17 protein-coding genes and 1 pseudogene are annotated in these 21,775 nt (G+C 43.6%); 13 read left to right on the plus strand and 5 right to left on the minus strand.

The window, feature by feature from the left end; all coding sequences use genetic code 11:
* Positions 1-482 (minus strand): annotated as a pseudogene (locus N0824_RS06130) (ATP-binding protein); the annotation flags it as partial.
* Between the two features lie 539 nt (positions 483-1,021).
* Positions 1,022-1,273: a DUF4926 domain-containing protein gene (locus N0824_RS06135; RefSeq protein WP_002755998.1), complete on the minus strand. Its 252-nt coding sequence runs from the start codon at positions 1,271-1,273 to the stop codon at positions 1,022-1,024.
* A gap of 547 nt (positions 1,274-1,820) precedes the next feature.
* On the opposite strand from N0824_RS06135, the gene N0824_RS06140 reads away from it, so the two are divergent.
* From N0824_RS06140 to N0824_RS06160, 5 genes are read left to right on the plus strand one after another with little or no spacing between them, the layout of a single operon-like run.
* Positions 1,821-2,039, plus strand: coding sequence for a hypothetical protein (locus tag N0824_RS06140; protein WP_002737142.1), 219 nt, complete (start codon positions 1,821-1,823; stop codon positions 2,037-2,039).
* 13 nt (positions 2,040-2,052) lie between these two features.
* Positions 2,053-3,594: a bifunctional pantoate--beta-alanine ligase/(d)CMP kinase gene (locus tag N0824_RS06145; protein ID WP_108936105.1), complete on the plus strand. Its 1,542-nt coding sequence runs from the start codon at positions 2,053-2,055 to the stop codon at positions 3,592-3,594.
* 2 nt (positions 3,595-3,596) lie between these two features.
* Positions 3,597-5,420, plus strand: coding sequence for a phosphodiester glycosidase family protein (locus N0824_RS06150; protein ID WP_108936106.1), 1,824 nt, complete (start codon positions 3,597-3,599; stop codon positions 5,418-5,420).
* A 14-nt stretch (positions 5,421-5,434) separates the two neighbouring features.
* Positions 5,435-5,758 carry a phasin family protein gene (locus N0824_RS06155; RefSeq protein ID WP_108936107.1) on the plus strand — a complete coding sequence of 108 codons (324 nt, stop codon included), beginning with the start codon at positions 5,435-5,437 and terminating at the stop codon, positions 5,756-5,758.
* Between the two features lie 6 nt (positions 5,759-5,764).
* Positions 5,765-6,283, plus strand: a complete 519-nt coding sequence (locus N0824_RS06160) for an FKBP-type peptidyl-prolyl cis-trans isomerase (RefSeq protein ID WP_046662341.1) — start codon at positions 5,765-5,767, stop codon at positions 6,281-6,283.
* 83 nt (positions 6,284-6,366) lie between these two features.
* Here N0824_RS06160 and psb28 read toward each other — a convergent pair whose 3' ends face one another.
* Positions 6,367-6,705 carry a photosystem II reaction center protein Psb28 gene (gene psb28 / locus N0824_RS06165; RefSeq protein ID WP_108936108.1) on the minus strand — a complete coding sequence of 113 codons (339 nt, stop codon included), beginning with the start codon at positions 6,703-6,705 and terminating at the stop codon, positions 6,367-6,369.
* A 184-nt stretch (positions 6,706-6,889) separates the two neighbouring features.
* Here psb28 and N0824_RS06170 point away from each other — a divergent pair, with 184 nt between their 5' ends.
* On the plus strand, positions 6,890-8,398 hold the full coding sequence (locus N0824_RS06170) for a helicase C-terminal domain-containing protein (RefSeq protein ID WP_108936109.1): 1,509 nt from the start codon (positions 6,890-6,892) through the stop codon (positions 8,396-8,398).
* A 68-nt stretch (positions 8,399-8,466) separates the two neighbouring features.
* Here the strand turns inward: N0824_RS06170 and N0824_RS06175 are convergent, their stop codons facing one another.
* Both N0824_RS06175 and N0824_RS06180 read right to left on the minus strand, forming a co-directional pair.
* Positions 8,467-10,020 (minus strand): FAD-dependent oxidoreductase, encoded by a 1,554-nt coding sequence (locus N0824_RS06175; protein ID WP_108936110.1) that lies wholly within the window; start codon positions 10,018-10,020, stop codon positions 8,467-8,469.
* A gap of 101 nt (positions 10,021-10,121) precedes the next feature.
* Complete coding sequence (locus N0824_RS06180; RefSeq protein WP_108936111.1) at positions 10,122-10,457, minus strand: hypothetical protein; 336 nt, start codon at positions 10,455-10,457, stop codon at positions 10,122-10,124.
* A gap of 175 nt (positions 10,458-10,632) precedes the next feature.
* Here N0824_RS06180 and N0824_RS06185 point away from each other — a divergent pair, with 175 nt between their 5' ends.
* The 7 genes from N0824_RS06185 (at position 10,633) to N0824_RS06215 (ending at position 21,577) form a co-directional block, all read left to right on the plus strand.
* Positions 10,633-12,234: a 2-isopropylmalate synthase gene (locus tag N0824_RS06185; protein ID WP_108936112.1), complete on the plus strand. Its 1,602-nt coding sequence runs from the start codon at positions 10,633-10,635 to the stop codon at positions 12,232-12,234.
* A gap of 706 nt (positions 12,235-12,940) precedes the next feature.
* The gene (gene rpoD, locus N0824_RS06190) at positions 12,941-14,191 is read left to right on the plus strand and encodes an RNA polymerase sigma factor RpoD (RefSeq protein ID WP_108936113.1); all 1,251 of its coding nucleotides are present in this window, start codon (positions 12,941-12,943) and stop codon (positions 14,189-14,191) included.
* A 207-nt stretch (positions 14,192-14,398) separates the two neighbouring features.
* Complete coding sequence (locus tag N0824_RS06195; protein WP_108936114.1) at positions 14,399-15,226, plus strand: Rpn family recombination-promoting nuclease/putative transposase; 828 nt, start codon at positions 14,399-14,401, stop codon at positions 15,224-15,226.
* A gap of 69 nt (positions 15,227-15,295) precedes the next feature.
* Positions 15,296-16,768, plus strand: a complete 1,473-nt coding sequence (locus N0824_RS06200; RefSeq protein ID WP_108936115.1) for a BCD family MFS transporter — start codon at positions 15,296-15,298, stop codon at positions 16,766-16,768.
* A 114-nt stretch (positions 16,769-16,882) separates the two neighbouring features.
* Positions 16,883-17,320: a pentapeptide repeat-containing protein gene (locus N0824_RS06205; protein WP_108936116.1), complete on the plus strand. Its 438-nt coding sequence runs from the start codon at positions 16,883-16,885 to the stop codon at positions 17,318-17,320.
* A gap of 104 nt (positions 17,321-17,424) precedes the next feature.
* On the plus strand, positions 17,425-18,531 hold the full coding sequence (locus N0824_RS06210; RefSeq protein ID WP_108936117.1) for a hybrid sensor histidine kinase/response regulator: 1,107 nt from the start codon (positions 17,425-17,427) through the stop codon (positions 18,529-18,531).
* A gap of 259 nt (positions 18,532-18,790) precedes the next feature.
* A complete protein-coding gene (locus tag N0824_RS06215) occupies positions 18,791-21,577 on the plus strand; it encodes a cation-translocating P-type ATPase (RefSeq protein WP_108936118.1) in 2,787 nt (928 codons plus the stop codon).
* The last annotated feature ends 198 nt before the right edge of the window (positions 21,578-21,775 follow it).

A 21,775-nucleotide genomic window follows, 5' to 3' on the forward strand; every position in this document is an offset into this window, starting at 1 on the left:
AACAGCGCGCCCAGCACCCCGCCCAGCAACACACCCCACACCCTGGCCTGCCCCCTGGCCTGCCCCCCGCCCAACAGCGCGCCAAACAGCGCCCCTGACAGCGCGCCTGACACCACGCCCGACACCGCGCCTGACACCACGCCCAACATCGCACCCGACAGCACGTCCCCCCAATTAACAGAAAGTCCTAAATTTGCTGCTATGCTACAGATAATTAGAACGATGATTACAGTTAAGAGAAGATACTGAATCCTTAGACGCAATTGTACGGGATGGTCGCGGAGAAATTGTATTTTATTGCGCCATGTTTTCTGTTCTTTTAATTTATCGCCGCCGCCTCTCGTTTCCACATACCAGCGCACTGCTTGGGGAAAATAAAACACCCAGTACAACAGCAAAAGATAATCAAAGGGATTCCATAAAGATAAATCGCGTCTGAGTTTAGGGGCGAGATTAATGGTGGGGACGGTGCTTTCCTTCATAATTTCTATCTCTGGCTATTTACCCGGTGATGGTTTATTAAGTAGTTAGGTGTTAACTGTCAAACACCCCCCTTATCAAGGGGGGATTAAGGGGGGATCAAACCCCCCTTATCAAGGGGGGCAGGGGGGATCAAACCCCCTCAAGGTAGGGTTGATTCATGAATCAACCCTACTATGAATCAACCCTAGGGGGCAAGGGGATCAAAGACAAAATCTATCTTCTATTTAATCAGAACCACTTAATTATCGGAACTAAAAAAGGCTTATATATATTTAGGCACGGATTCCCATTATAATAAAAAGTATAGGTCAAATCGAGGGATTTTGTCAAGTCTTTTTTAGCATTAATCTATATAATTGTCGGGTTGCTTACCAGTCATTGTCCTGAAAAAAATTAGGTTCTTCTATTTGTTTTATCCAATGGAGGGGGTTATAAGGAATGAAACCCCGATAGAGACAGACATTGCTGCGATTTTTGTCAATTGTTTTCGCTCTAGAACAAACTAATCAATTAAGTCTCTTGCCATATAAAAATTTAGTCAATTTATGCCCCTATATCGAACCATACCAAGTAACGAAGAACCTTCTTTTTCCTCTTCTTGAATCGCCGATTTCGGGACAATGACGACGTTAACCGATTCTTCTACTTCGTTGAATAGTTCTAAAACATATCCTTCCTCACCCCCCTTCGGATGGGCAACTATATCAACAAGAATCGCCGAATCACCCTGCTTAAGATTGTATTCGGGAACGTCGCGGGCTAGGGTCACTTCTTCGTATAGTTGCGCCATGGTTTATTTTTCCTTTCGGGGTTTGAGGGTGATAAATTGAAATTGATGATCTAGGTTTCGTTTTAGCCAAATCGTGACAACGGATAGGGGAACTTGATTACTGCTGATTAATTCCCCCTCGACTCTATAGAAGGTTCCGTATTCGATTCACCGATCAAGTGTATTAATTGATATTGTTTCAAGGTTTTTTTGGGGTTGTAATTGCAGAAAGTTTTTTGAAATAGTCCGGACTAAAAAGGCTTATATATATTTCGGCACGGATTCCCATTATACTAGAAAGTATAAGTCAAATCGAGAGATTTTGTCAAGTTTTTTTTGCCATTAATCTATATAATTGTCGGGCTGCTCACCATTCATTGTCCTGAAAAAAATTATGCCCCGGTTTGTCAAACAGTCCTAAGTAGGTGGGTGGAATTAAATATAAGATGAACGTAGGTTGGGTTGAAGCATGAAACCCAACACCCGCATGGGTTACGCTACCGCTAACCCATCCTACAAATAATTGTGCCTCCCTACTTGTGTGCAGCGTTTAATCAAGTCAGTCCCGATGAAAAAATTTTCACCCCCACAGATGAAAGAGGTTTCTTTCCCTACACCCCACACCCTACACCCTACACCCTCTTTCAAGTCAGGACGGGAGACAAAAACGAGTTATTGGACAGAAAGAGGCGATGGGATGTTATTATTTAAAGCCGATTCCCCGGAAGCAGCCGAATCGATCATCGGGCAGCATCCCCTGGCGAATAGTAGTGGAATAGGCTATTAAAGGAGTGAACCCTGTGCAAATATTCACAACAATCCCCGGTTTACGCACTTTTTTGGCTGATTATCGCCATGATCACAGTATTGCCCTCGTGCCAACCATGGGCGCTCTCCATAAAGGTCATGCTAGTCTAATTCGACGCGCAGTGACGGAAGCGGAGGTGACTGTGGTTAGTATTTTTGTTAATCCTCTACAATTTAGCCCCACAGAGGATTTTTCTCGCTATCCCCGCAGCCTTGACAGCGATCGCCAATTGTGTGAATCCTTGGGAGTTGCTGCTATTTTTGCTCCCAGTGCGGAAACTTTAGGAATTGGTAATTCTGAGGAGATAACCGCAGTTGTTCCCCCGATTTCTCTGACTAGCGGGTTATGTGGTGCTTTTCGTCCGGGGCATTTTCAGGGAGTAGCCACAATTGTCACCAGGTTATTTAATATAATTGCACCGACGATCGCCTATTTTGGCGAAAAGGATGCCCAACAGTTAGCGATTATCCGACAATTAGTCAGGGATTTAAATTTAGCGATCGAGATTCGCGCTTGTGCTACAGTGCGAGAAACATCGGGATTAGCAGTTAGTTCTCGCAATCAGTATCTATCGGCCACAGAAAGGGAAAAAGCGACAATTATCGCCCAAAGTTTGCAATTAGCCCTCGAAAGTTTTCGTTTAGGGGAAAGACAAAGGGAAAAACTACTGGCTATTGTCCAAAAAAATCTCGACAGAGTGCCAGAATTTCGCTGTCAGTATCTGGATTTAGTCCATCCCCAGAGTTTACAACCGATCGAGCAGATCGAGACAGGGGGACTGTTAGCGATCGCAGGATCGATCGGTCAAACCCGTTTAATTGATAATATTATCTTGCGTCAACGTCGGGCAGTTATCGCTATTGATGGACCTGCTGGAGCAGGAAAATCGACGGTAACGCGCTTAGTAGCGGAAAAATTGGGGTTAACCTATCTCGATACCGGTGCGATGTATCGCGCGGTGACATGGTTGGTGGTGAATTCCGGTCTGGATTTGTCCGCAGAAGCGGCCATCGCCGAGTTATTATCTTTAGCGAAGATAGAAATAATCCCAGCCGATAGTCCCGAAAATGTGACTATAGTGAAGATTAACGGGCAAGATGTGACTTTAGAGATTCGCTCTCCCGCAATTACCTCGCAAGTGTCCAGAATTGCCGCTCAAAAAGCGGTGAGACAGCAGTTAGTCACCCTGCAAAGACAGATGGGAGTGTCGGGGGGAATAGTTGTCGAAGGTCGGGATATTGGTACTAATGTTTTCCCAGAAGCGGAATTAAAGATTTTTTTGACAGCAACACCCGAAGAAAGAGCGAGAAGGAGATTAAAAGACTTAGAAGCGCAGGGAAATGGGGGGATTAGTCTCGCAGAATTAACCCAAGAGATTGAAAAAAGGGATTATTTGGATAGTAATCGCTCCCTAGCACCCCTGCGAAAAGCCGCAGATGCGATCGAAGTTAATACCGATCATCTCACTATTACAGAAGTCACGGAAAAAATCATTGCTCTTTATCATCTTAACCAAGGGGATTTAGGGAGATAATTATGCAGTTAAATTACCTGACTTTATCATCTATCTGTTTAACGGTAATTTCCTTGATAATTCTTGGCAGTCCAGCTATATCTTTAGCCGATCATAGATCACCAATAACTTTATCTTCTAGGGATTTATCAAACCAGCAACAGGGAAAAAAAATTATTCTTAATGGTCGTTCTTTGCCCGTTTCTTGGCGACAGTGGACAGCAGAAAATAGTACCATAATCGCCATGGGTGACACGGGAGCAAGACAATTATTCGGCATGGATTTTCTTAGCACAAATGATCCGAAAAAGCAACCGATAAGCTGGTTTAATTTACAAACTTTATCGGCTAATTTAGTCGATTCCGATCGCTGGCTGGACGTTACGGATATTTTACTAACCATGGGGGCAACAACCACTATTAATGGCGATAGTTTAACTATTAACTTTGCTGCTCCCCAGATTCAAGATATTCAGCTAGAAAATTATGGAGCAGTACAAAGGATTATTATTCAACTCGATCGCCCGACCTTTTGGCAAGTCAGTCAGGCAAAAAATCAAGCAGTGATTACCCTAGAAGGAAATGCCCAGCAATCGCTCGTCTCTAGGTTTCAACCCCAAACTATCAGCAACAGTAATCAAAATAACGATGAAGATGATCTAGGTAACTCCAATAATAACTTAGCCACTCAGATCACTTCCTTAGAAAATAATGGGGTGATCAGTCGTTTAAAAATTAACCTTCCCACTGCCTACGGATTACAGATCAGCAGTGTGGCTAATCCTCCCCGAATTATCATTGATTCTCGTCCCGATGCTATGGATGAAAAGCGCATTGTTTGGCAGCCAGGGTTAATCTGGAATCAAAAATATATCCAGTTAGATCAAGATTGGTTTCCCGTGACTTGGTTAGAAATCGATCCCAGAAATCCTCAGATAACTATTAAACCAATTACCGCTAATTCCACCTCGATGCGCGGCACTAATCCCCTGATCACGATTAATAGCGAAAGTAACGCGGTAGCGATGATTAATGGCGGCTTTTTTAATCGTAATAATCAGTTACCTTTGGGGGCAATTCGTGTGGATGGCAAATGGTTATCTGGGCCAATTTTAAACCGAGGAGCGATCGCATGGGATAATCGTGGTAAAATCAGGATCGATCGCCTCAGTTTAGAGGAAACCCTGATTACTGCCACCGGACAACGTTTTCCCCTAACCCAGTTAAATAGTGCCTTCCTAACAGCCGGCTGCAGTCGTTATACTCGCGATTGGGGAAGTAATTATCATCCCCTCACCGAGCGCGAAACCGGGTTAGTCGTCCAAGGCGATCGCGTAACGGAGAAATTAAATAATCTTTCCCCACAGGATAGTATAGAAGTACCAGAAAATGGCTATTTAGTCATCTGCCGAAAGACAGATATTAATTTAAATATTGGTGAGACAGTCAACCTCGATAGCGTCACCCTACCGGGAGATTTTGCTGATTATCCCCAGATTTTAGGTGCAGGTCCCCTATTATTGCAGAATGGACGCATAGTTTTGGATGGAAATGCCGAAAAATTTAGTCCTGCATTCCAAAATCAACAAGCTTCCCGCAGTGCGATCGCAGTTAGTCAAGAAGGAAAAATTTTGCTAGTTGCTATCCATAATCGCGTCGGGGGAAAGGGGGCAACTTTAGGCGAATTAGCTCGAATTTTGCTGTTAATGGCGGCAACAGACGGTTTAAACCTAGATGGGGGTAGTTCCACTGGAATAACCTTAGGGGGTTATCTGCTCGATCGCTCTGCCGTTACCGCCGCAAAAGTCCATAATGGAATAGGGATATTTTTATCCCCGTCTCCTTGAAAAGTGTGAAAACAATGGATAATAGCGACTGGATTAAACAATTGCTGCTGATGGGTATTGGCACTACTTCCATGGTGGCAGAAAAGATCAAAGAAGTGAGCGACGAATTAGTCAAAGACGGTAAAATCAATTCTGATCAGGCTAAAAACTTTGTTGATGATCTGATGACACAGATGAAGTCTGAACAGGGGAGCTTCGAGAACAACTTAGAACGCTATATTCGCCAGATCTTGCGGGATTTAGGGGTTCCCCGACAATCGGAAATGGACGAACTGCGGGGAAGGATTGATAGATTAGAACGGCAGGTGAGAGACTTAGAGAATAAACTCTGGCGTTAGGGAACTATGAAATCAATGCGCGAAATCTTGCTCAGTTTTGCTATTATTGCGGTTTGTGGCCTATTTTTAATCGTTGCTTCCCTCTTTGGTGGAGGGGAAAAAACCAATGCGATCGCCGCAGAAATCGATCCACCCGCTATCACTCAAACTATTAATAAGGAAATCATCTCCATGGATTTAGATCAAGCAGTTACTACCGATTCGGGACTAAAATACATCGATATCGTGGAAGGAACTGGAGAAACTCCCCAAAAAGGTCAAAAAGTGACTGTTCACTACACGGGAACCCTAACAGACGGCAAAAAATTCGATAGTTCTAAGGATCGCAATCAACCTTTTACCTTTACCATTGGAGTGGGTCAAGTGATCAAAGGATGGGATGAGGGAGTCGCATCGATGAAAGTCGGTGGGCAGCGTACCTTAATTATCCCCCCAGAATTGGGTTATGGTGCGCGGGGTGCCGGTGGGGTGATTCCTCCCAACGCGACTTTACTTTTCGATGTGGAATTGTTGGGAGTTAAATAGCTTTTTCCTCTGATTTTTCACCTCTACCCGCATCGATCCTGAATGCGGGTTTTTTGACAGATTGCTGGGAGCTAAGGGCAAAATCAGGAAGATTTAGTAAATTCTAGACCGTTTTCGCTACCGTAACGTTCCATAAAACGCATAAAACGATCCCACTCTGCGGGAGAATTAAAAGTAACCGTAGCTTCGATCGCCATGGGTTTACCGTTGATAAATTTGCCTTTTACTTCCCTGGTGACGATTTCCCCTTCCTCATCGATGAGATACATCCCGGTGATTTCCTCGGTTTGTTGATCTCCGAGGATAGTCGGTTGCTCAAAATAAAATTTTGCCGATCCCTTCTCCCCCGTTTTCGTGCGACTTAAGCGGATATCGGGAACAACCGGTTCTTTTAACCCCCTGGAAAACTGAATTTCTGCCATTACTTTTCTTTATCCTTCTCATAAAATAGACATTTCTAGATCATCTCACACCAAGTCGCAAGTAAAAAGCAGATGGGACACCATAAACTTAAAGTATCCACGGTAAACTCGCGGGGGGGGTTGACTGATGAAAGATCACCTGTAAACCTCTCCCTTCCCACTGATAACCAATAACTGAGATGAGATGGTTTTATTAGAAGCAGCGGTTCATTCTTCCCTACGCGCTTTTTTACGCGAACAAGGACGCTTTTACTGGTCTCATCATCTCACTATGGGGCGACTGGTGGCTAGAGCCTTACGCTTAAAACGGTCCTCTCTCATACAAACTGGAACTACTCTCACCCGTTATTGTCTCAGTTATCTCACCCCGGCTCTTTTAGGTGATACACCTGTTCTGATTGTTGCCCCCGAGTCAGAATTAAATCTACTGTTAGAAGTGGAAATCCCCCATCTGCAAACATGGTTACAAACTCAGCGAGCTATCCTCAAAAGCGATCGCTTTCCCGCTAATTTTACCGGTTTACTCCTCACCACACCCCAACAATGGTTAGAGGATAAATTGGGCAATCTCGGTCATTTTCCCCAGAATATCGCCACTATAATTGATCGAGCCGAAGATTTAGAAACTTGTCTAGTAGATTATCTCACCGTCACCATTACTCCCGAACAATGGTCTGCTTTAGAGTCAGCATATCCCCAGCATAGAGAGTTTATAGACTTAATTAAAGCACAACTTAGCCAAAGTATTCTTGGTCATCCAATAAATCCCTATAATTGCTATCTTATCGATGCCAAGGAAAAAGAATATATAATTGCGCTCCTGCAACGCTTGCATCAAGATTTAGCCACTGACTCTGTTTGGCAACTTTTAGCGGCAAAAATCTCTGAGCTTAATTATCTCCTCTGGACATCAGTAGATCGAGAGCGAGAAGAATTTACCCTAAAAATCAGTCCTTTGGAGGTGGCTAGTTTTTTCAAACCGATTTGGCAGCAGCAACCCTTTGTTTTAATCGGCAGTTTTTTAGATAGCGAAAAATCCGCTAATTTATACCGTCAAAATCAGGGTATCGGAGAAATTTTAACTTTAAAGTTTGCAGCTGATCGCGAAAGTGAATATATTCATTTATATCTACCCGATCGCATCAGCGCCCCCAACACCCCCGAATTTCAACCGATGTTATTAAAGCAAGTGCGGGAATTAGTTAGTGCTAATCATACCAGTGAACAACCGATAGTAATCCTGATTGAAGATGTTCCCCTCAAGGCACAAATTGCCACCCAAATCGCAGCCGATTACGGTTCGCGAGTGCAAGTGGAAAAAACTGAGATTAATAGTAATACTATTCTCGTTTGTGGTTGGCAATTCTGGCAAAACCATCAAGAAAAATTTCTAACTCCCAGTTTATTAATTATCGCTACTTTACCCTTACCCTCCCCTGAAAATCCTCTTGTTGCTGGCAAAATTGCTTACTATAAACGACAACATCTCGACTGGTTTCGTGCCTATCTTTTACCCACAGCAGTGAGGGAAATTCAGAAATCTGTTCAGTCTCTGCGGGAGTGTCAAGGTTGTGTGGCTGTCCTCGATAATCGTGTCAATGCTCGCAGTTATGGCCGACAAATTCTCTCCGCTCTAGAACCCTATGCTAAAGTCAATTATCTCGATCAACAATTCTTTCAAGATAAAGATTAAATCAGTTATCAGTTATCATACTAAATCAGCAGAAAACGGGTTTCTCGGAGAAACCCGTTTTCTGTGCGTTACTCAACGGATTTACTGATAAAATCTCCCCCAGAGCCATATTTCCAACTATCTAGATAACGATGATAAAGATATTTTTGCTTGTCGGGTAACTTTTCTAAAACAGGTTTTAAGTTGGCTGCTAAGGGATATAAACCACTATACAAAGCTAAATTAAAATAATGTCCCGTCCAATCGATAAAAGGACTGATACCCACTTGCGGAATCATCGGTAAAACTAATTGAGGATTAACCAAAGGCAAAGTTTTTGAGAGGGAAGAAAACTGCACCACATCCTGTAAAAACGGTTTTAATACCTCATCTCCCAACTTATCCATTACCCGAAAAACTCCACTCATTAAGTCATTAATTTGATTGGGATTAGGGTTAGCAGACATCGGGACACTCATGGTTTTTTGAAATAGCCACGTTACCGATATATTCGGTTGATAGGGTTGTAAAATTGCTAAATCTTCTCGAGTTAAAGCATCGATTTGTAAAGCTTCCTCGATGGCGAAAGTTAGCCTTTTTAAATGCCTAACCATTGCCCCAAAACCACCAAAACTGACCGGAGATTGACTACCGCTACTATCTCCCACTGCCAGAATTCTTGCCCAAGGCATTTTTAAAGGACTTTGACGATAGGCAGGGAAAAAACCCGCTAGAAAACGCTGAAATTTTACCGCTTCTAAATCTACCTTTTGATACTCCGGCAGTAATCTTAAATACTCCTCCATCAAAAATTCTAAACTAAAGCGATCGGGATGGGTATCGAGATAGGTAAATAAATAAGTTGTGCGACCATCCCTAGCGGGAAATGCTTCCCAAAAGTATTGACATTGGTGCAAGATTGGGGTAAAAGAATAAATCAAATCACCAGTTTCATTACTGGGAAAACCCTGACCGCAACTACCCACCACTAAACAAACTCCATCGGGTTTTTCTCCTTTTCTTGCCTGTTTTGCAATTGGCGAAAAATGACCCATGGCATCGATTAATAAACGGGTTTTTAAAGTCATTTCTCCCGTTTTAACCATTACTCCATCGGGATGAATAATTGCCCCGCTAAACCCCGAATTTTCTAATAACTTTCCTCCCGCTTGCAAAAACTTATTTTTTAAAGTCTCTAGCAAATAAACTGGATCAACACCAATATTTAAAATATCTCTAACCCAAAGCTCATATCCTTGATAAAATCCCACCCTAGCAGGATTATATTCCGTCGATATTGCTTGATTTAATTCAGCTTCGGTCAATAAATCTAACTCTAAAAAACTGCTTAATTCTAAACGGGAAATATTCCACTCCTGCTCACGACCGCGCAGAATACCTCTTTCTAATAATGCCACACGCCAGCCCCTAGTTTGCAAAGCGGCCCCGATGAAAATTCCCAAAGTTCCCCCGGCAATAACTAGATCAAAATCCGTCTCTCCTAAAGATTCTTGACTTTGATTAATTACCGCAGGAATAACTGGATTTTCTAAACGCAAAGCTTGCCAAGCTCGATCGCTGGCTCGCAATTGTTGTAAACTCTGAGAAGATACTCGATCGAGTAAAGATGCAACTAAAGACATAATCTTATATCAGTTATCAGTTATCAGATGTGAGTTTTCAGTTTTCAGTTTTCAGTTTTCAGTTTTCAGTTTTCAGTTATCACCATATCCAGAGGAGAAAACTATTTAGATTGGAAAAACTTTTTCCCTTCTTCAAAGAGTTTATTAATATCCTTGAGAGAAACTCCGAAAATCGCTAAAACTCCCGTAAAGACTAATAAAAAACCGATAAAACTATTCCGATCATAGAGAAATAAACCCACCAAAACTATAAAATAGGGAGAGAGAATTTTACTAATATTCTCAACTACAGTAACCACCTCTGGAGTGGGAGGATCAACAAGATTAATATCGGTTTTATCCTGATCTGGTTCGAGATTTTGCTTAATTGAAAACATCACCTCCTGTAGGTCTTTTACCTCCGGTGGGTTCGGTTCCTTCCCTGGTTTGCCAAACATTGTTAAATCCCTCGCCAATTTATCTATACCCTCTATGGTAGCCAAAAAAAGGGCAAGCCGGAAAAGCGCGAGCAAGTTGGGAAATTCTCAGGGCAATTTTCCTTATAACCCCCTCGGCCTCGGCTGCTATAATCAGAGGAACAACTCCCAAGTTAGTTAACGGTACAAAAAAACTATGAATACCAGTCCAGACCGTGTGATTATCTTCGATACCACCCTTCGAGATGGGGAACAGTCCCCGGGTGCCGCTTTAAATGTGGATGAGAAGCTAACCATAGCGCGCGCACTGGCACGACTGGGAGTTGATGTCATTGAAGCAGGTTTTCCCCACGCTAGTCCGGGGGACTTTGATGCGGTGCAGAAAATTGCCGGCAGCGTCGGCGGCGAAGCTGATAGCCCGATTATTTGCGGATTAGCCCGGGCTACTCAAAAAGATATCAAATCAGCAGCCGATGCGCTCAGACCCGCCGCCAAGCCCAGAATTCACACCTTCCTAGCCACATCTGATATCCACCTCCAATACAAACTTAAGAAGACTCGTCAGGAAGTTCTTGGGATTGTGCCGGAAATGGTGGCCTATGCCAAATCCTTCGTTGATGATGTGGAATTTTCCCCCGAAGATGCCGGCCGCAGCGATCCGGAATTCCTCTATCAAGTCCTCGAAAGAGCGATCGCCGCAGGAGCCACCACCGTTAATATTCCCGATACCGTCGGTTATACCACCCCTAGCGAATTTGGGGCTTTAATCCGGGGAATTAAGGAAAATGTCCCCAATATCGACCAAGCGATTATCTCCGTCCATGGTCACGATGATCTAGGGTTAGCGGTGGCTAATTTCCTCGAAGCAGTTAAAAATGGCGCTCGACAGTTGGAATGTACCATTAACGGTATCGGTGAGCGTGCCGGTAACGCTTCCCTAGAAGAATTGGTGATGGCCCTTCATGTGCGGCGCTCCTATTTTAATCCTTTCCTCGGTCGTCCCCCAGAGTCCACAGAACCTTTAACCAAGATCAACACCAAGGAAATCTATCGCACTTCTCGCCTAGTTTCTAATCTTACCGGCATGATTGTGCAACCGAATAAGGCGATCGTCGGTGCTAACGCTTTCGCACACGAGTCGGGAATCCATCAGGACGGGGTGTTAAAACATAAACTCACCTATGAGATTATGGATGCAGAATCGATCGGTTTGACTAATAATCAGATCGTCCTCGGTAAACTCTCTGGCCGCAACGCTTTTCGCTCTCGGTTACAGGAATTGGGTTTTGAGCTTTCGGAAACGGAACTTAATAACGCTTTCATCCAGTTTAAAGAAATGGCCGATCGCAAAAAGGAAATCACCGATCGCGATCTGGAAGCTATTGTTAACGATGAAATCGATACGGTTCCCGATCACTTCCGCCTTGAGCTAGTACAAGTATCCTGTGGCGATAACGCTAGACCCACGGCCACGGTAACGATTCGCACTCCCGACGGTAGCGAGTTATCCGATGCGGCCATTGGTACAGGTCCCGTGGATGCTCTCTGCAAAGCGATCGATCGAGTGGTGAAGATTCCTAACGAATTAATCTCTTTCTCGGTGCGGGAAGTTACCGAGGGAATCGATGCTTTAGGAGAAGTGACTATCCGTCTCCGTTACGAAGGACGCACCTATTCTGCTCGCGCAGCCGATACCGATATTATTGTCGCCTCCGCTCGTGCCTACGTCAGCGCCTTAAACCGTCTCCACGTCGCACTGCAGCAGAAGGAAAAAACCCCCGAAATGCTACAAGTCTAGATAGGGTGTTAGGGTTTTAGGGTGTTAGGGTTTTAGTTGACCCCACTACCCCATCACCCCACTACCCCACTTCCCCCCGCAACGCGCACGCAGTGACCCCCCCACTTCATAATTCATAATTCATAATTCATAATTCCCACGTCGCTATTGGAGAAAATCTTAAATTTGTCTCGCAAATTTCTAAAATGTTGCTAAGTTAATATTATGAGCTTGCGCTCTAACAACCTTAGTACGCTTGTATTGATATTGGATTCGCGTAAAAGCAATGAGGGATGAAATTTATCCGTAAGAATCCGATCAAATTAAATACAATAGCTAAAGACTAAAGGAATTAGCCAAGGGCCAATAGGGATTATGTTCCCCTTGCCAGTGGGAACAGTTAACCCACCCCATAATTCCCTTGATACTTAGCTATCTGGTCAACACCGCAGACAAACCGGCGATCGGATTCCAGTCCTCCAGCCATTTACCCAATTCTTGCAGGAGCCAGATTATGAGTTGACCGAGCCAGAATAGCATTCCGTGTCGCTAAAATCGCATCGACACAAGAGAATTTAAGCAAAAATCTTCTCCCATTTGTTGTAATTAAAGCTACAATCGGGAAAGTCTTTCCCCGTCTCGGATTTGAGACACAAATTTGTTCAGTATCACCTAGATTGAGATTCGATCTTCTAGTTTTGCACAGAAGGAGCAAGAGGAAAACGGCATGATGCAGGCCCACGATGTACTAACCCTTACCGAGCCGCCATTGGATTTAGATTTGATTGACCTAGACGAAGACTTCGATGATGAGGATATCGAGTTAGAGCTAGAAGAAACCAGCGATAGCAACGATGGCAAAAAAACCCGCCGCCTTGCCAGCGCTCGTCGTCGCGACGCCGCTAGAAAAAAACCCTACACAGAAGATTCGATTCGGATTTATCTGCAAGAGATCGGCAGAATTCGGTTATTGAGAGCGGAGGAGGAGATCGAATTAGCGAGAAAAATCGCCGATCTACTGAAATTGGAACGCATTCGCGAAGATTTTTGCCTCTATAGCGATGCTGAATGGGGAAAACAGGTTTTCCTGTTCGAGCGTATCGAAAAAATTATCGTTGAAAAATCGGAAAAAGAGCCGAAATTGTCGGATATTAAGGCTTATTTAGGTAAGACGGAGCTAACGGCTCCCATAGTGGAAGAATGGCTGGCGAAATCAAAGGAATACTTATCGGCCTTTAAGCGTCGTTTGTACCATGGTCGTCGCGCTAAGGAAAAAATGGTACAATCGAACCTGCGTTTAGTGGTTTCGATCGCCAAGAAATACATGAATCGCGGTCTTTCCTTCCAAGATTTAATTCAAGAAGGTTCCCTCGGTTTGATCCGCGCCGCCGAAAAATTCGACCACGAAAAGGGTTATAAATTCTCCACCTATGCCACTTGGTGGATTCGTCAAGCCATCACCCGGGCGATCGCCGATCAATCCCGCACCATTCGTCTCCCCGTCCACCTCTACGAAACCATCTCCCGGATCAAAAAAACCACCAAGATTCTTTCTCAGGAAATGCGCCGCAAACCCACCGAGGAAGAAATCGCCACCAAGATGGAGATGACCATTGAAAAACTGCGTTTTATTGCCAAATCTGCTCAATTACCGATTTCCCTAGAGACTCCCATCGGTAAAGAAGAAGATTCCCGTTTAGGAGACTTTATCGAAGCGGATGGGGAAACCCCAGAAGATGAAGTTTCTAAAAATTTATTACGCGAGGATTTAGAAAATGTCCTCGATACCCTTAGTCCTCGCGAACGCGATGTGCTGCGGCTGCGCTACGGTTTAGATGATGGCCGGATGAAAACACTCGAAGAAATCGGCCAGATTTTCAACGTCACTCGCGAGCGCATTCGTCAAATAGAAGCCAAGGCCCTGCGGAAACTGCGTCACCCTAACCGTAATAGTATCCTCAAAGAGTACATTCGTTAACTTCCCGTCCTTAAAAAACTAGAAACTGAGTCTCCTTGAGGCTCAGTTTTATTGTTATCTACACTTTCCTTGATCGAATTTACAGCAGTTATCTTAATGATGAGGTACAAAGTTTTTCTTTTGGGGAGTCGCTCGTTGATACCAAATTAGGTTAGACTTCATCTTGATGAGAAACACTATAAATATCTCATTGATTAGAATCAAGAAATGTATGATAATGTCTGTAAATTTCTCGCCGAAAATTATAGTCGTGACTTCGCCCAATGGTTATTAGGAGAACCTCTCTCCTTCACCCAATTGAGTCCCTCGGAACTGTCTCTAGAACCGATTCGGGCTGATGCCCTGATTTTGTTAGAATCAGATCAGATGATTCTTCATCTCGAATTCCAGACCGATCCTGACCCAAAAATGTCCTTTCGGATGTTAGATTATCGCACTAGAGTCTATCGTCGCTTCCCCAAAAAAACCATGCGACAAGTGGTAATTTACCTGAAAGAAACCTCATCACCTTTGGTACAGGAAAACGCTTTTATCCTTCCCAATACCCGTCATGAATACGAAGTGCTTCGTCTTTGGGAAATTCCAGCCGAGAAAATGTTAGGATTATCAGGATTGTTACCCTTGGCCAATCTAGGAAAAACCCCTAATCGTCCCGAAATTCTACGACAAGTAGCCGCAAAAATTGATAATATCGGGGGTAGAACTGAAAAAAGCAATTTAGCCGCCGCTACAGCAATTCTGGCGGGGTTAGTATTAAGTAAGGAAATCATCGGAAGTTTATTAAGGGAAGAAATTATGCGCGAATCAGTTATTTATCAGGACATCCGGGAAAGTGGAAAAGCACAAGGAAGACGAGAAGAAGCGGTTTCTTTGATTCTACGGCTACTTAACCGTCGTTTAGGTGAAATATCCTCGACTTTAGGCCAACAAATCCAAGAACTATCTCTAGAACAATTAGAAACTTTAGGAGAAGCGCTGCTCGATTTTACCAGCTTGACAGATCTGACCACTTGGTTATTGGAGATAGAAAATTAAATACCCAGAAGATGTCTGCTCGTCCTGCGTTAAATTTTTAAATACTGGCTTTTTTGTATTGATTTAACCATGGCTACCAGCGATATCTCCAATTCTACTCACTCATCCCCAAAACCCCTGCCAAAACTAGGACTTTTCACCATGTTTCGCTTAGGACTCTTTCAGATGGGACTAGGTATTATGTCTCTGCTGACTTTGGGGGTTCTCAATCGGATTATGATCGATGAGTTAAAAGTTTTACCCTTTCTCGCCGCAGCTGCGATCGCTATGCACCAGTTTGTTAGTCCAGCACGCATCTGGTTTGGGCAAAGATCCGACGGTAAAACTATTTTAGGTCATCATCGCAGCGGTTATGTCTGGATTGGGGCGGCAGTTTTTACCGCTTTAGCTTTTATTGCTTTGCAGGTAGTTTGGCAATTGGGACTTAGTATTCAAACTTCGGGATGGAATACCATTTCCTACGCTTGGATTGCCCTCTTAGCCTTAATTTTCGCCCTCTACGGACTCGCTTTAAGCGCCAGTTCCACCCCTTTTGCTGCCCTCTTGGTGGATGTGTCCGATGAAGATAATCGATCGCAATTAGTTGCTATAGTTTGGTCAATGCTGATGGTGGGAATTGTCGTCGGGGCGATCGTTAGTTCTCGTTTGCTGGATACTCCCAATATCTGCGGTACAAATATTTTGACCTATGATCCGACTCAATCAGCCCCTATAGCCAATATTCCGCAGCTACAGGCGAATATTAACCCCGTGTTCGCGATTATGCCCGCTATCGTTTTCGGTCTCTGTATTTTAGCGACTTTTGGCGTAGAAAAAAAATATTCTCGTTTTAGTAGTCGGTCCACTCTTGTGCAAAGAGAGGATCAAATTACCTTCAAGGATGCGTTACAAGTTCTCACCGCTAGTCGGCAAACCGGTTTATTTTTCACCTTTCTGCTGATGATGACTTTGAGTTTATTTATGCAGGATGCAATTATGGAACCTTTTGGTGGCGAGGTTTTTGGGATGTGTATCGCCCAAACCACCCAATTAAACGCTTTTTGGGGAACCGGAACCCTTTTTGGTATCGCTGCCACGGGATTTATGCTCATTCCCCGCGTCGGTAAACAAAAAACCACTAAATATGGCTGTATTTTTGCAACAATTTGTTTTATTCTGTTGATTTTTGCTGGCTTTTCTGCTAATCAAAGTTTATTAAAATCAAGCTTGCTCTTTTTCGGTTTAGCTTCGGGAATGATTACCGCTGGCGCTACCAGTTTAATGTTAGATTTAACCGCCGCCGAAACCGCAGGAACTTTTATCGGCGCTTGGGGATTATCCCAAGCGATCGCACGGGGATTAGCCACGGTTTTAGGCGGTACGATTTTAAATATCGGTAAAGTTGTCTTTTCTAGCCCGGTTTTAGCCTATGGCTTAGTTTTCCTCGTGCAAGCACTGGGAATGATCCTAGCAGTTTGGTTATTAAGTCGCGTCGATGTCAAGGAATTTAAGGAAAATGCCCGAGTAGCGATCGCAACGGTAATGAAAGGAGAGATCGACTAGCAAAAGCAAGCAAAAGTGAGATAACAGGAGAATTAGCCCGATCGGGGGAAGTTGGTTAGCAGCTTTTTTCCTATCCTAAAAGTAGAGAGGAAAACGAAAGAGGAGGCGAAAAAGATGAAAAGGACTTTAATGATTGTTCTAGGTTCCCTAGCCTCCTTACTGCTGATTAACCCCGTCGGTGCGGAAAATCCCCAACAGGTACAAGAGTTATTGAATACGCGGGAATGTCCAGGCTGTGATCTCCGTGGTGCAGATTTAAGAGGGGCGCATCTAATCGGTGCCGATTTGAGAAAAGCGAATTTACAGGGAGCTAATCTGGAGGAAGCTAACTTAGAGGGCGCAGATTTGACCGATGCTAACCTAGAAGGCGCAAATTTAACCGCAGCTTTTCTGACTAATGCCAGTTTGAATCAAGCTGATCTCGATGGAGTCAATTTCACCAGTGCCGTGATTTATGATGCCGATGTGACGGGTGCATCGATGGAGAGAATTAACTTGACAAATGCTCAGATTTATGGTACTGGTATCGCTGTGGGTGGTGAAAATCCTTAGATGTTCTTGTCCTCAAAATATAGTTAATTTTGTAACAGATGCGAGTGTCGCGTCTGTTTTTTTATACACTTTTACTAAATAGTTTGAGTTATAAAATAACCGGCATGACTCAACTCACATCGCGCCCTAGTGTCTTAATTGTCGATGATTTGCCCAATAATGTGCGGCTATTGTCGATTATGCTCACCGAGAAGGGATATCAGGTACGCAAAGCGATTAATGGACAGATGGCCCTGAATACAGTGCGATCGCTAATTCCCGATCTGATTCTCCTTGATATTAATATGCCCGATCTCAATGGTTATCAAGTTTGTGAACAGTTAAAAGCTGATCAAAAAACCAGAGAAATTCCCGTGATTTTTATCAGCGCCCTTGATGATGTCTTAGATAAAGTCAAAGCTTTTCAAGTGGGAGGTGTTGATTATATTTCTAAACCTTTTCAAGGGGAAGAAGTGATGGCACGCATCGAAAATCAATTAACTATTTCTCGTCAAAAAAAACAACTACAAAACGAAATTAAAGAACGTCAAAAAACTGAGGAAACTTTAGAAATTTATCTTCATGCCGTCTCTCACGATCTCCGCAATCCCGTGATCGGGATGTTAATGATCTTAAATAATTTAATTAAAAATTCTCAGGGAGAAACTAAAGAAGTATCCCGGAAGATTTTAGAACAGATGGCCAACAGTTGCGATCGACAATTAACTTTAATTGATTCTCTTGTCGAAACCCGACAAAATGATCTTTGGGGAGTTTCCCTAGAACTAAAGCCTTTATCTCTCTACGAAATCGGTCAACAGATCGGCCAGGAATGGGAGTTAAGATTAAAGGAAAATCAAGCAACTTTAATTAATGATTTTTCTCCCGATTTACCCTTAGTTAATGCCGATGCTCACCATCTCTGGCGAGTTTTTGAGAATTTATTAGCCAATGCTCTTAAACACAATCCCCAAGGAATAATTATCACTTTATCCGCTAGACTAGAGGGCAATTATCTCCGGTGTACTATTGCCGATAATGGGGTGGGAATTAGCGAAAACCAGAGAAAAAAATTATTTGATCGCTATCAACGAGGCAACAATAACAATCAGATTAGTTTAGGACTAGGTTTATATCTATGTCGTCAAATTATCCATGCTCACGGAGGGGAAATTGGCATTATGAATAATGACGAAAAAGGTTCACAATTTTGGTTTACTTTGCCCTACTAAGCTGTTGACTAAGTAGGTAGATGTTAAAAACTTTCAGACACCCCCCTTATCAAGGGGGGATCCCCCCGCCTATCGGCACCCCCCTTATCAAGGGGGGCAGGGGGGATCTATCTTCAATTTAATTATAACCAGCTACTTATCTACATTACTCGTTAAGACTGTCTATGAGCAGGGCAGAGGCAGTTTGAGCATTTGTTTTTTCCTGTGACCCTGGAAAGAAAGGGCTAAGATCTATTTAGATCAACTATCTTCACTTGCCATGGCCGCTAATGCTGACTATTCTGCCCATTCTAGCCTTAACTTGCAACAACCTTGGCATACCTATCCGGTGGAAACCACCCTATCTATCCTCGGTAGTTCGGCTGTTAATGGCCTCAATAGGGAGCAAATCGCCCAAAGAATTAAATATTATGGCAAAAATGAACTACAAGAACGTCCAAGGCGCAGTAATTGGCAAATTCTCCTAGATCAGTTTACCAATATTATGCTCCTCCTCTTAATTGCCGTGGCCATAATTTCCGGAGGACTGGATTTACTGGAATTGCAGCGCGGTCATCTGGCTAAAATTGGTGTTCCCTTCAAAGATACGATCGCTATCTTAACAATTGTCATCCTCAATGGTATCCTCGGCTATCTGCAAGAAAGTCGCGCCGAAAAAGCTCTGGCCGCTTTAAAAAAACTTTCCTCTCCCCAAGTTAATGTTATTCGCGAGGGTCAACGCGGGGAAATAGACGCGGTTAATCTCGTCCCCGGGGACATCATGCTGATTGAAGCGGGAACCCAAATCAGCGCCGACGGCCAAATTATCGAAGCTTTTAACCTGCAAATTCGCGAATCGGCCTTGACAGGAGAGGCAAATAGTGTTAATAAATCCGCCTCCATTGACCCCTTAGACAGGGATACTCCCCTTGGCGATCGCTTAAATTTTGTCTTTACTGGAACAGAGGTACTGCAAGGCCGGGCCAAGGTCATCGTTACCAATACGGGGATGACAACGGAATTAGGCAAAATCGCTCAAATGTTAGCAACAGTCGGCAATGAACCCACTCCTCTCCAAAAAAGAATGACTCACTTGGGCAATGTCCTTGTTGCTGGTTCTCTCATTCTAGTGGCCCTGACTATTACCATCGGCCTGATCAATGCCGGTTGGTCGGCCCTACAGGAATTAGTCGAAGTTTCCCTTAGTATGGCAGTAGCCGTCGTTCCCGAAGGATTACCCGCAGTTATCACCCTAACTCTCGCCCTAGGTACCCAACGCATGGTCAAACGTCAGGCCTTGATTCGTAAACTGCCGGCAGTAGAAACCCTTGGTTCTGTTAATGTGATCTGTTCTGACAAAACTGGGACGCTAACGGAAAATAAAATGATTGTACGGGAGATAGAGACAGTTAATCGCAGTTTTTTAGTTACTGGGGAAGGATATAGCCCAAAAGGACAATTTTTAGACACCGAGCAACGGGCGATCGATCCCAAAACCGATCTAGAATTACATCATCTTTTAATTGCCAGTATCCTCTGCAACGATGCCAGTTTAGACCTCGATAACGGTCACGATAGCATTTTAGGCGATCCCACGGAAGGAGCCTTATTAGTTTTAGGGGCGAAAGCGGGCTTAAATTTATCCCTAACCAAGCAAGAGTTCCCTAGAATCGCTGAAATCCCCTTTTCTTCTCAAAGAAAGCGAATGTCGGTCATTTGTCAAGGAGTCAATCCCGTACTATTTACCAAAGGTTCCCCAGAATTAATTCTTGAACAGTGTCTCTCCTATCAATCGGGATTAGAAAGTCTTCCTTTTGGGGATAGGGAAAAAGAAAAAGTCTTAGTCGCTAACAATGCTATGGCTAACAGGGGTTTGCGAGTCTTAGGATTAGCCTATAAAACACTAATTTATCCGCCAGAATCAACTGAAATCAGCGAAGATGAGCTAATTTGGTTAGGAATGGTCGGTATGATCGATGCACCGCGACCAGAGGCACAAATCGCCGTGGCTAGGTGTCGAGAAGCGGGAATCCGTCCGATTATGATCACCGGTGATCATCAATTAACCGCTCTAGCGGTGGCTAAAAGTCTTGGTATTGTCCAAGCAGGAGCTTTAGTCATCTCAGGGCGAGAATTAGATAAATTATCACCAATTCAGCTAGAAAACCTCATTGACAAAACTAACATCTATGCCCGTGTCTCCCCCGAACATAAATTAACTATTGTCCGCGCCTTGCAAAAAAAGGGTAAATTTGTTGCTATGACCGGAGATGGGGTGAATGATGCTCCGGCCCTGAAACAAGCAGATATCGGCATTGCCATGGGAATCGCCGGCACCGATGTCACCAAAGAGGCTAGTGATATGATTCTCCTTGATGATAATTTTGCCACCATCGTCGCTGCCACGGAAGAAGGGCGAGTGGTTTATAACAATATTCGCAGTTTTATTAAATATATTCTCGGCAGTAATATCGGGGAAGTGATTACTATCGCTGCTTCGCCTCTTTTGGGTTTAGTTACTCCCCTAACTCCCCTACAAATTCTCTGGATGAATTTAGTTACTGATGGTTTACCTGCTTTAGCTTTGGCAGTGGAACCGGCTTCTCCTAATATTATGCGTCGCCCTCCTTTTAGTCCCCAAGAAAGTATTTTTGCTCGCGGTTTGGGCAGTTATATCGTGAGAATTGGGATTATTTTTTCGATTATTAATATCACTCAAATGTTGATCGCTGTGCGCTTGGATCCGCTTTTTGGTAATACCGGTTCATGGAAAACTATGGTTTTTACTACTCTCTGTTTAGCTCAGATGGGTCATGCCATTTCTGTGCGATCGAGCGATCATCTTACCATAGAAATGAATCCTTTGACTAATCCCTATCTCTGGGTAGCAGTAACCCTGACGACAATTTTTCAACTGATGTTAATCTATGTTCCTGCCCTGCGGGATTTTTTCGGCACTCAATTTTTAACTAAAGAAGAATTATTAATCTGTTTGGGATTTAGTACCTTGTTATTCGTTTGGGTGGAGTTAGAAAAATTATTTACCCGTTGGTATCATCGGCGATAATCAGGGAGCTTTTTTCATTGTTCAGTAAACAGTGAATTGAAAACTCAAATCTGATAACTGATAAACCCCATCCACAGGGAAAACCGTAGTTTGGCTTTTTCAGCTACGATTCTTATATAGCAATACTTTTAAGGTTTAGTGCCTTGGCCGTGAAATTCCAGTTCTCTAGCTGATTGCGGTTTGGCTTACTATTAAAAA

Source organism: Microcystis sp. 0824, from assembly GCF_003112475.1.
Classification (GTDB): Bacteria; Cyanobacteriota; Cyanobacteriia; order Cyanobacteriales; family Microcystaceae; genus Microcystis; species Microcystis aeruginosa_C.

Bases quoted from the DNA above. Each gene is read 5' to 3' on its own strand.
- N0824_RS06135 (WP_002755998.1), bottom strand. From the start codon at position 1,273: ATGGCGCAACTATACGAAGAAGTGACCCTAGCCCGCGACGTTCCCGAA.
- N0824_RS06140 (WP_002737142.1), top strand. From the start codon at position 1,821: ATGAAAAAATTTTCACCCCCACAGATGAAAGAGGTTTCTTTCCCTACA.
- N0824_RS06150 (WP_108936106.1), top strand. From the start codon at position 3,597: ATGCAGTTAAATTACCTGACTTTATCATCTATCTGTTTAACGGTAATT.
- N0824_RS06155 (WP_108936107.1), top strand. From the start codon at position 5,435: ATGGATAATAGCGACTGGATTAAACAATTGCTGCTGATGGGTATTGGC.
- N0824_RS06160 (WP_046662341.1), top strand. From the start codon at position 5,765: ATGAAATCAATGCGCGAAATCTTGCTCAGTTTTGCTATTATTGCGGTT.
- psb28 (WP_108936108.1), bottom strand. From the start codon at position 6,705: ATGGCAGAAATTCAGTTTTCCAGGGGGTTAAAAGAACCGGTTGTTCCC.
- N0824_RS06170 (WP_108936109.1), top strand. From the start codon at position 6,890: ATGGTTTTATTAGAAGCAGCGGTTCATTCTTCCCTACGCGCTTTTTTA.
- N0824_RS06175 (WP_108936110.1), bottom strand. From the start codon at position 10,020: ATGTCTTTAGTTGCATCTTTACTCGATCGAGTATCTTCTCAGAGTTTA.
- N0824_RS06180 (WP_108936111.1), bottom strand. From the start codon at position 10,457: ATGTTTGGCAAACCAGGGAAGGAACCGAACCCACCGGAGGTAAAAGAC.
- N0824_RS06185 (WP_108936112.1), top strand. From the start codon at position 10,633: ATGAATACCAGTCCAGACCGTGTGATTATCTTCGATACCACCCTTCGA.
- rpoD (WP_108936113.1), top strand. From the start codon at position 12,941: ATGATGCAGGCCCACGATGTACTAACCCTTACCGAGCCGCCATTGGAT.
- N0824_RS06195 (WP_108936114.1), top strand. From the start codon at position 14,399: ATGTATGATAATGTCTGTAAATTTCTCGCCGAAAATTATAGTCGTGAC.
- N0824_RS06200 (WP_108936115.1), top strand. From the start codon at position 15,296: ATGGCTACCAGCGATATCTCCAATTCTACTCACTCATCCCCAAAACCC.
- N0824_RS06205 (WP_108936116.1), top strand. From the start codon at position 16,883: ATGAAAAGGACTTTAATGATTGTTCTAGGTTCCCTAGCCTCCTTACTG.
- N0824_RS06210 (WP_108936117.1), top strand. From the start codon at position 17,425: ATGACTCAACTCACATCGCGCCCTAGTGTCTTAATTGTCGATGATTTG.
- N0824_RS06215 (WP_108936118.1), top strand. From the start codon at position 18,791: ATGGCCGCTAATGCTGACTATTCTGCCCATTCTAGCCTTAACTTGCAA.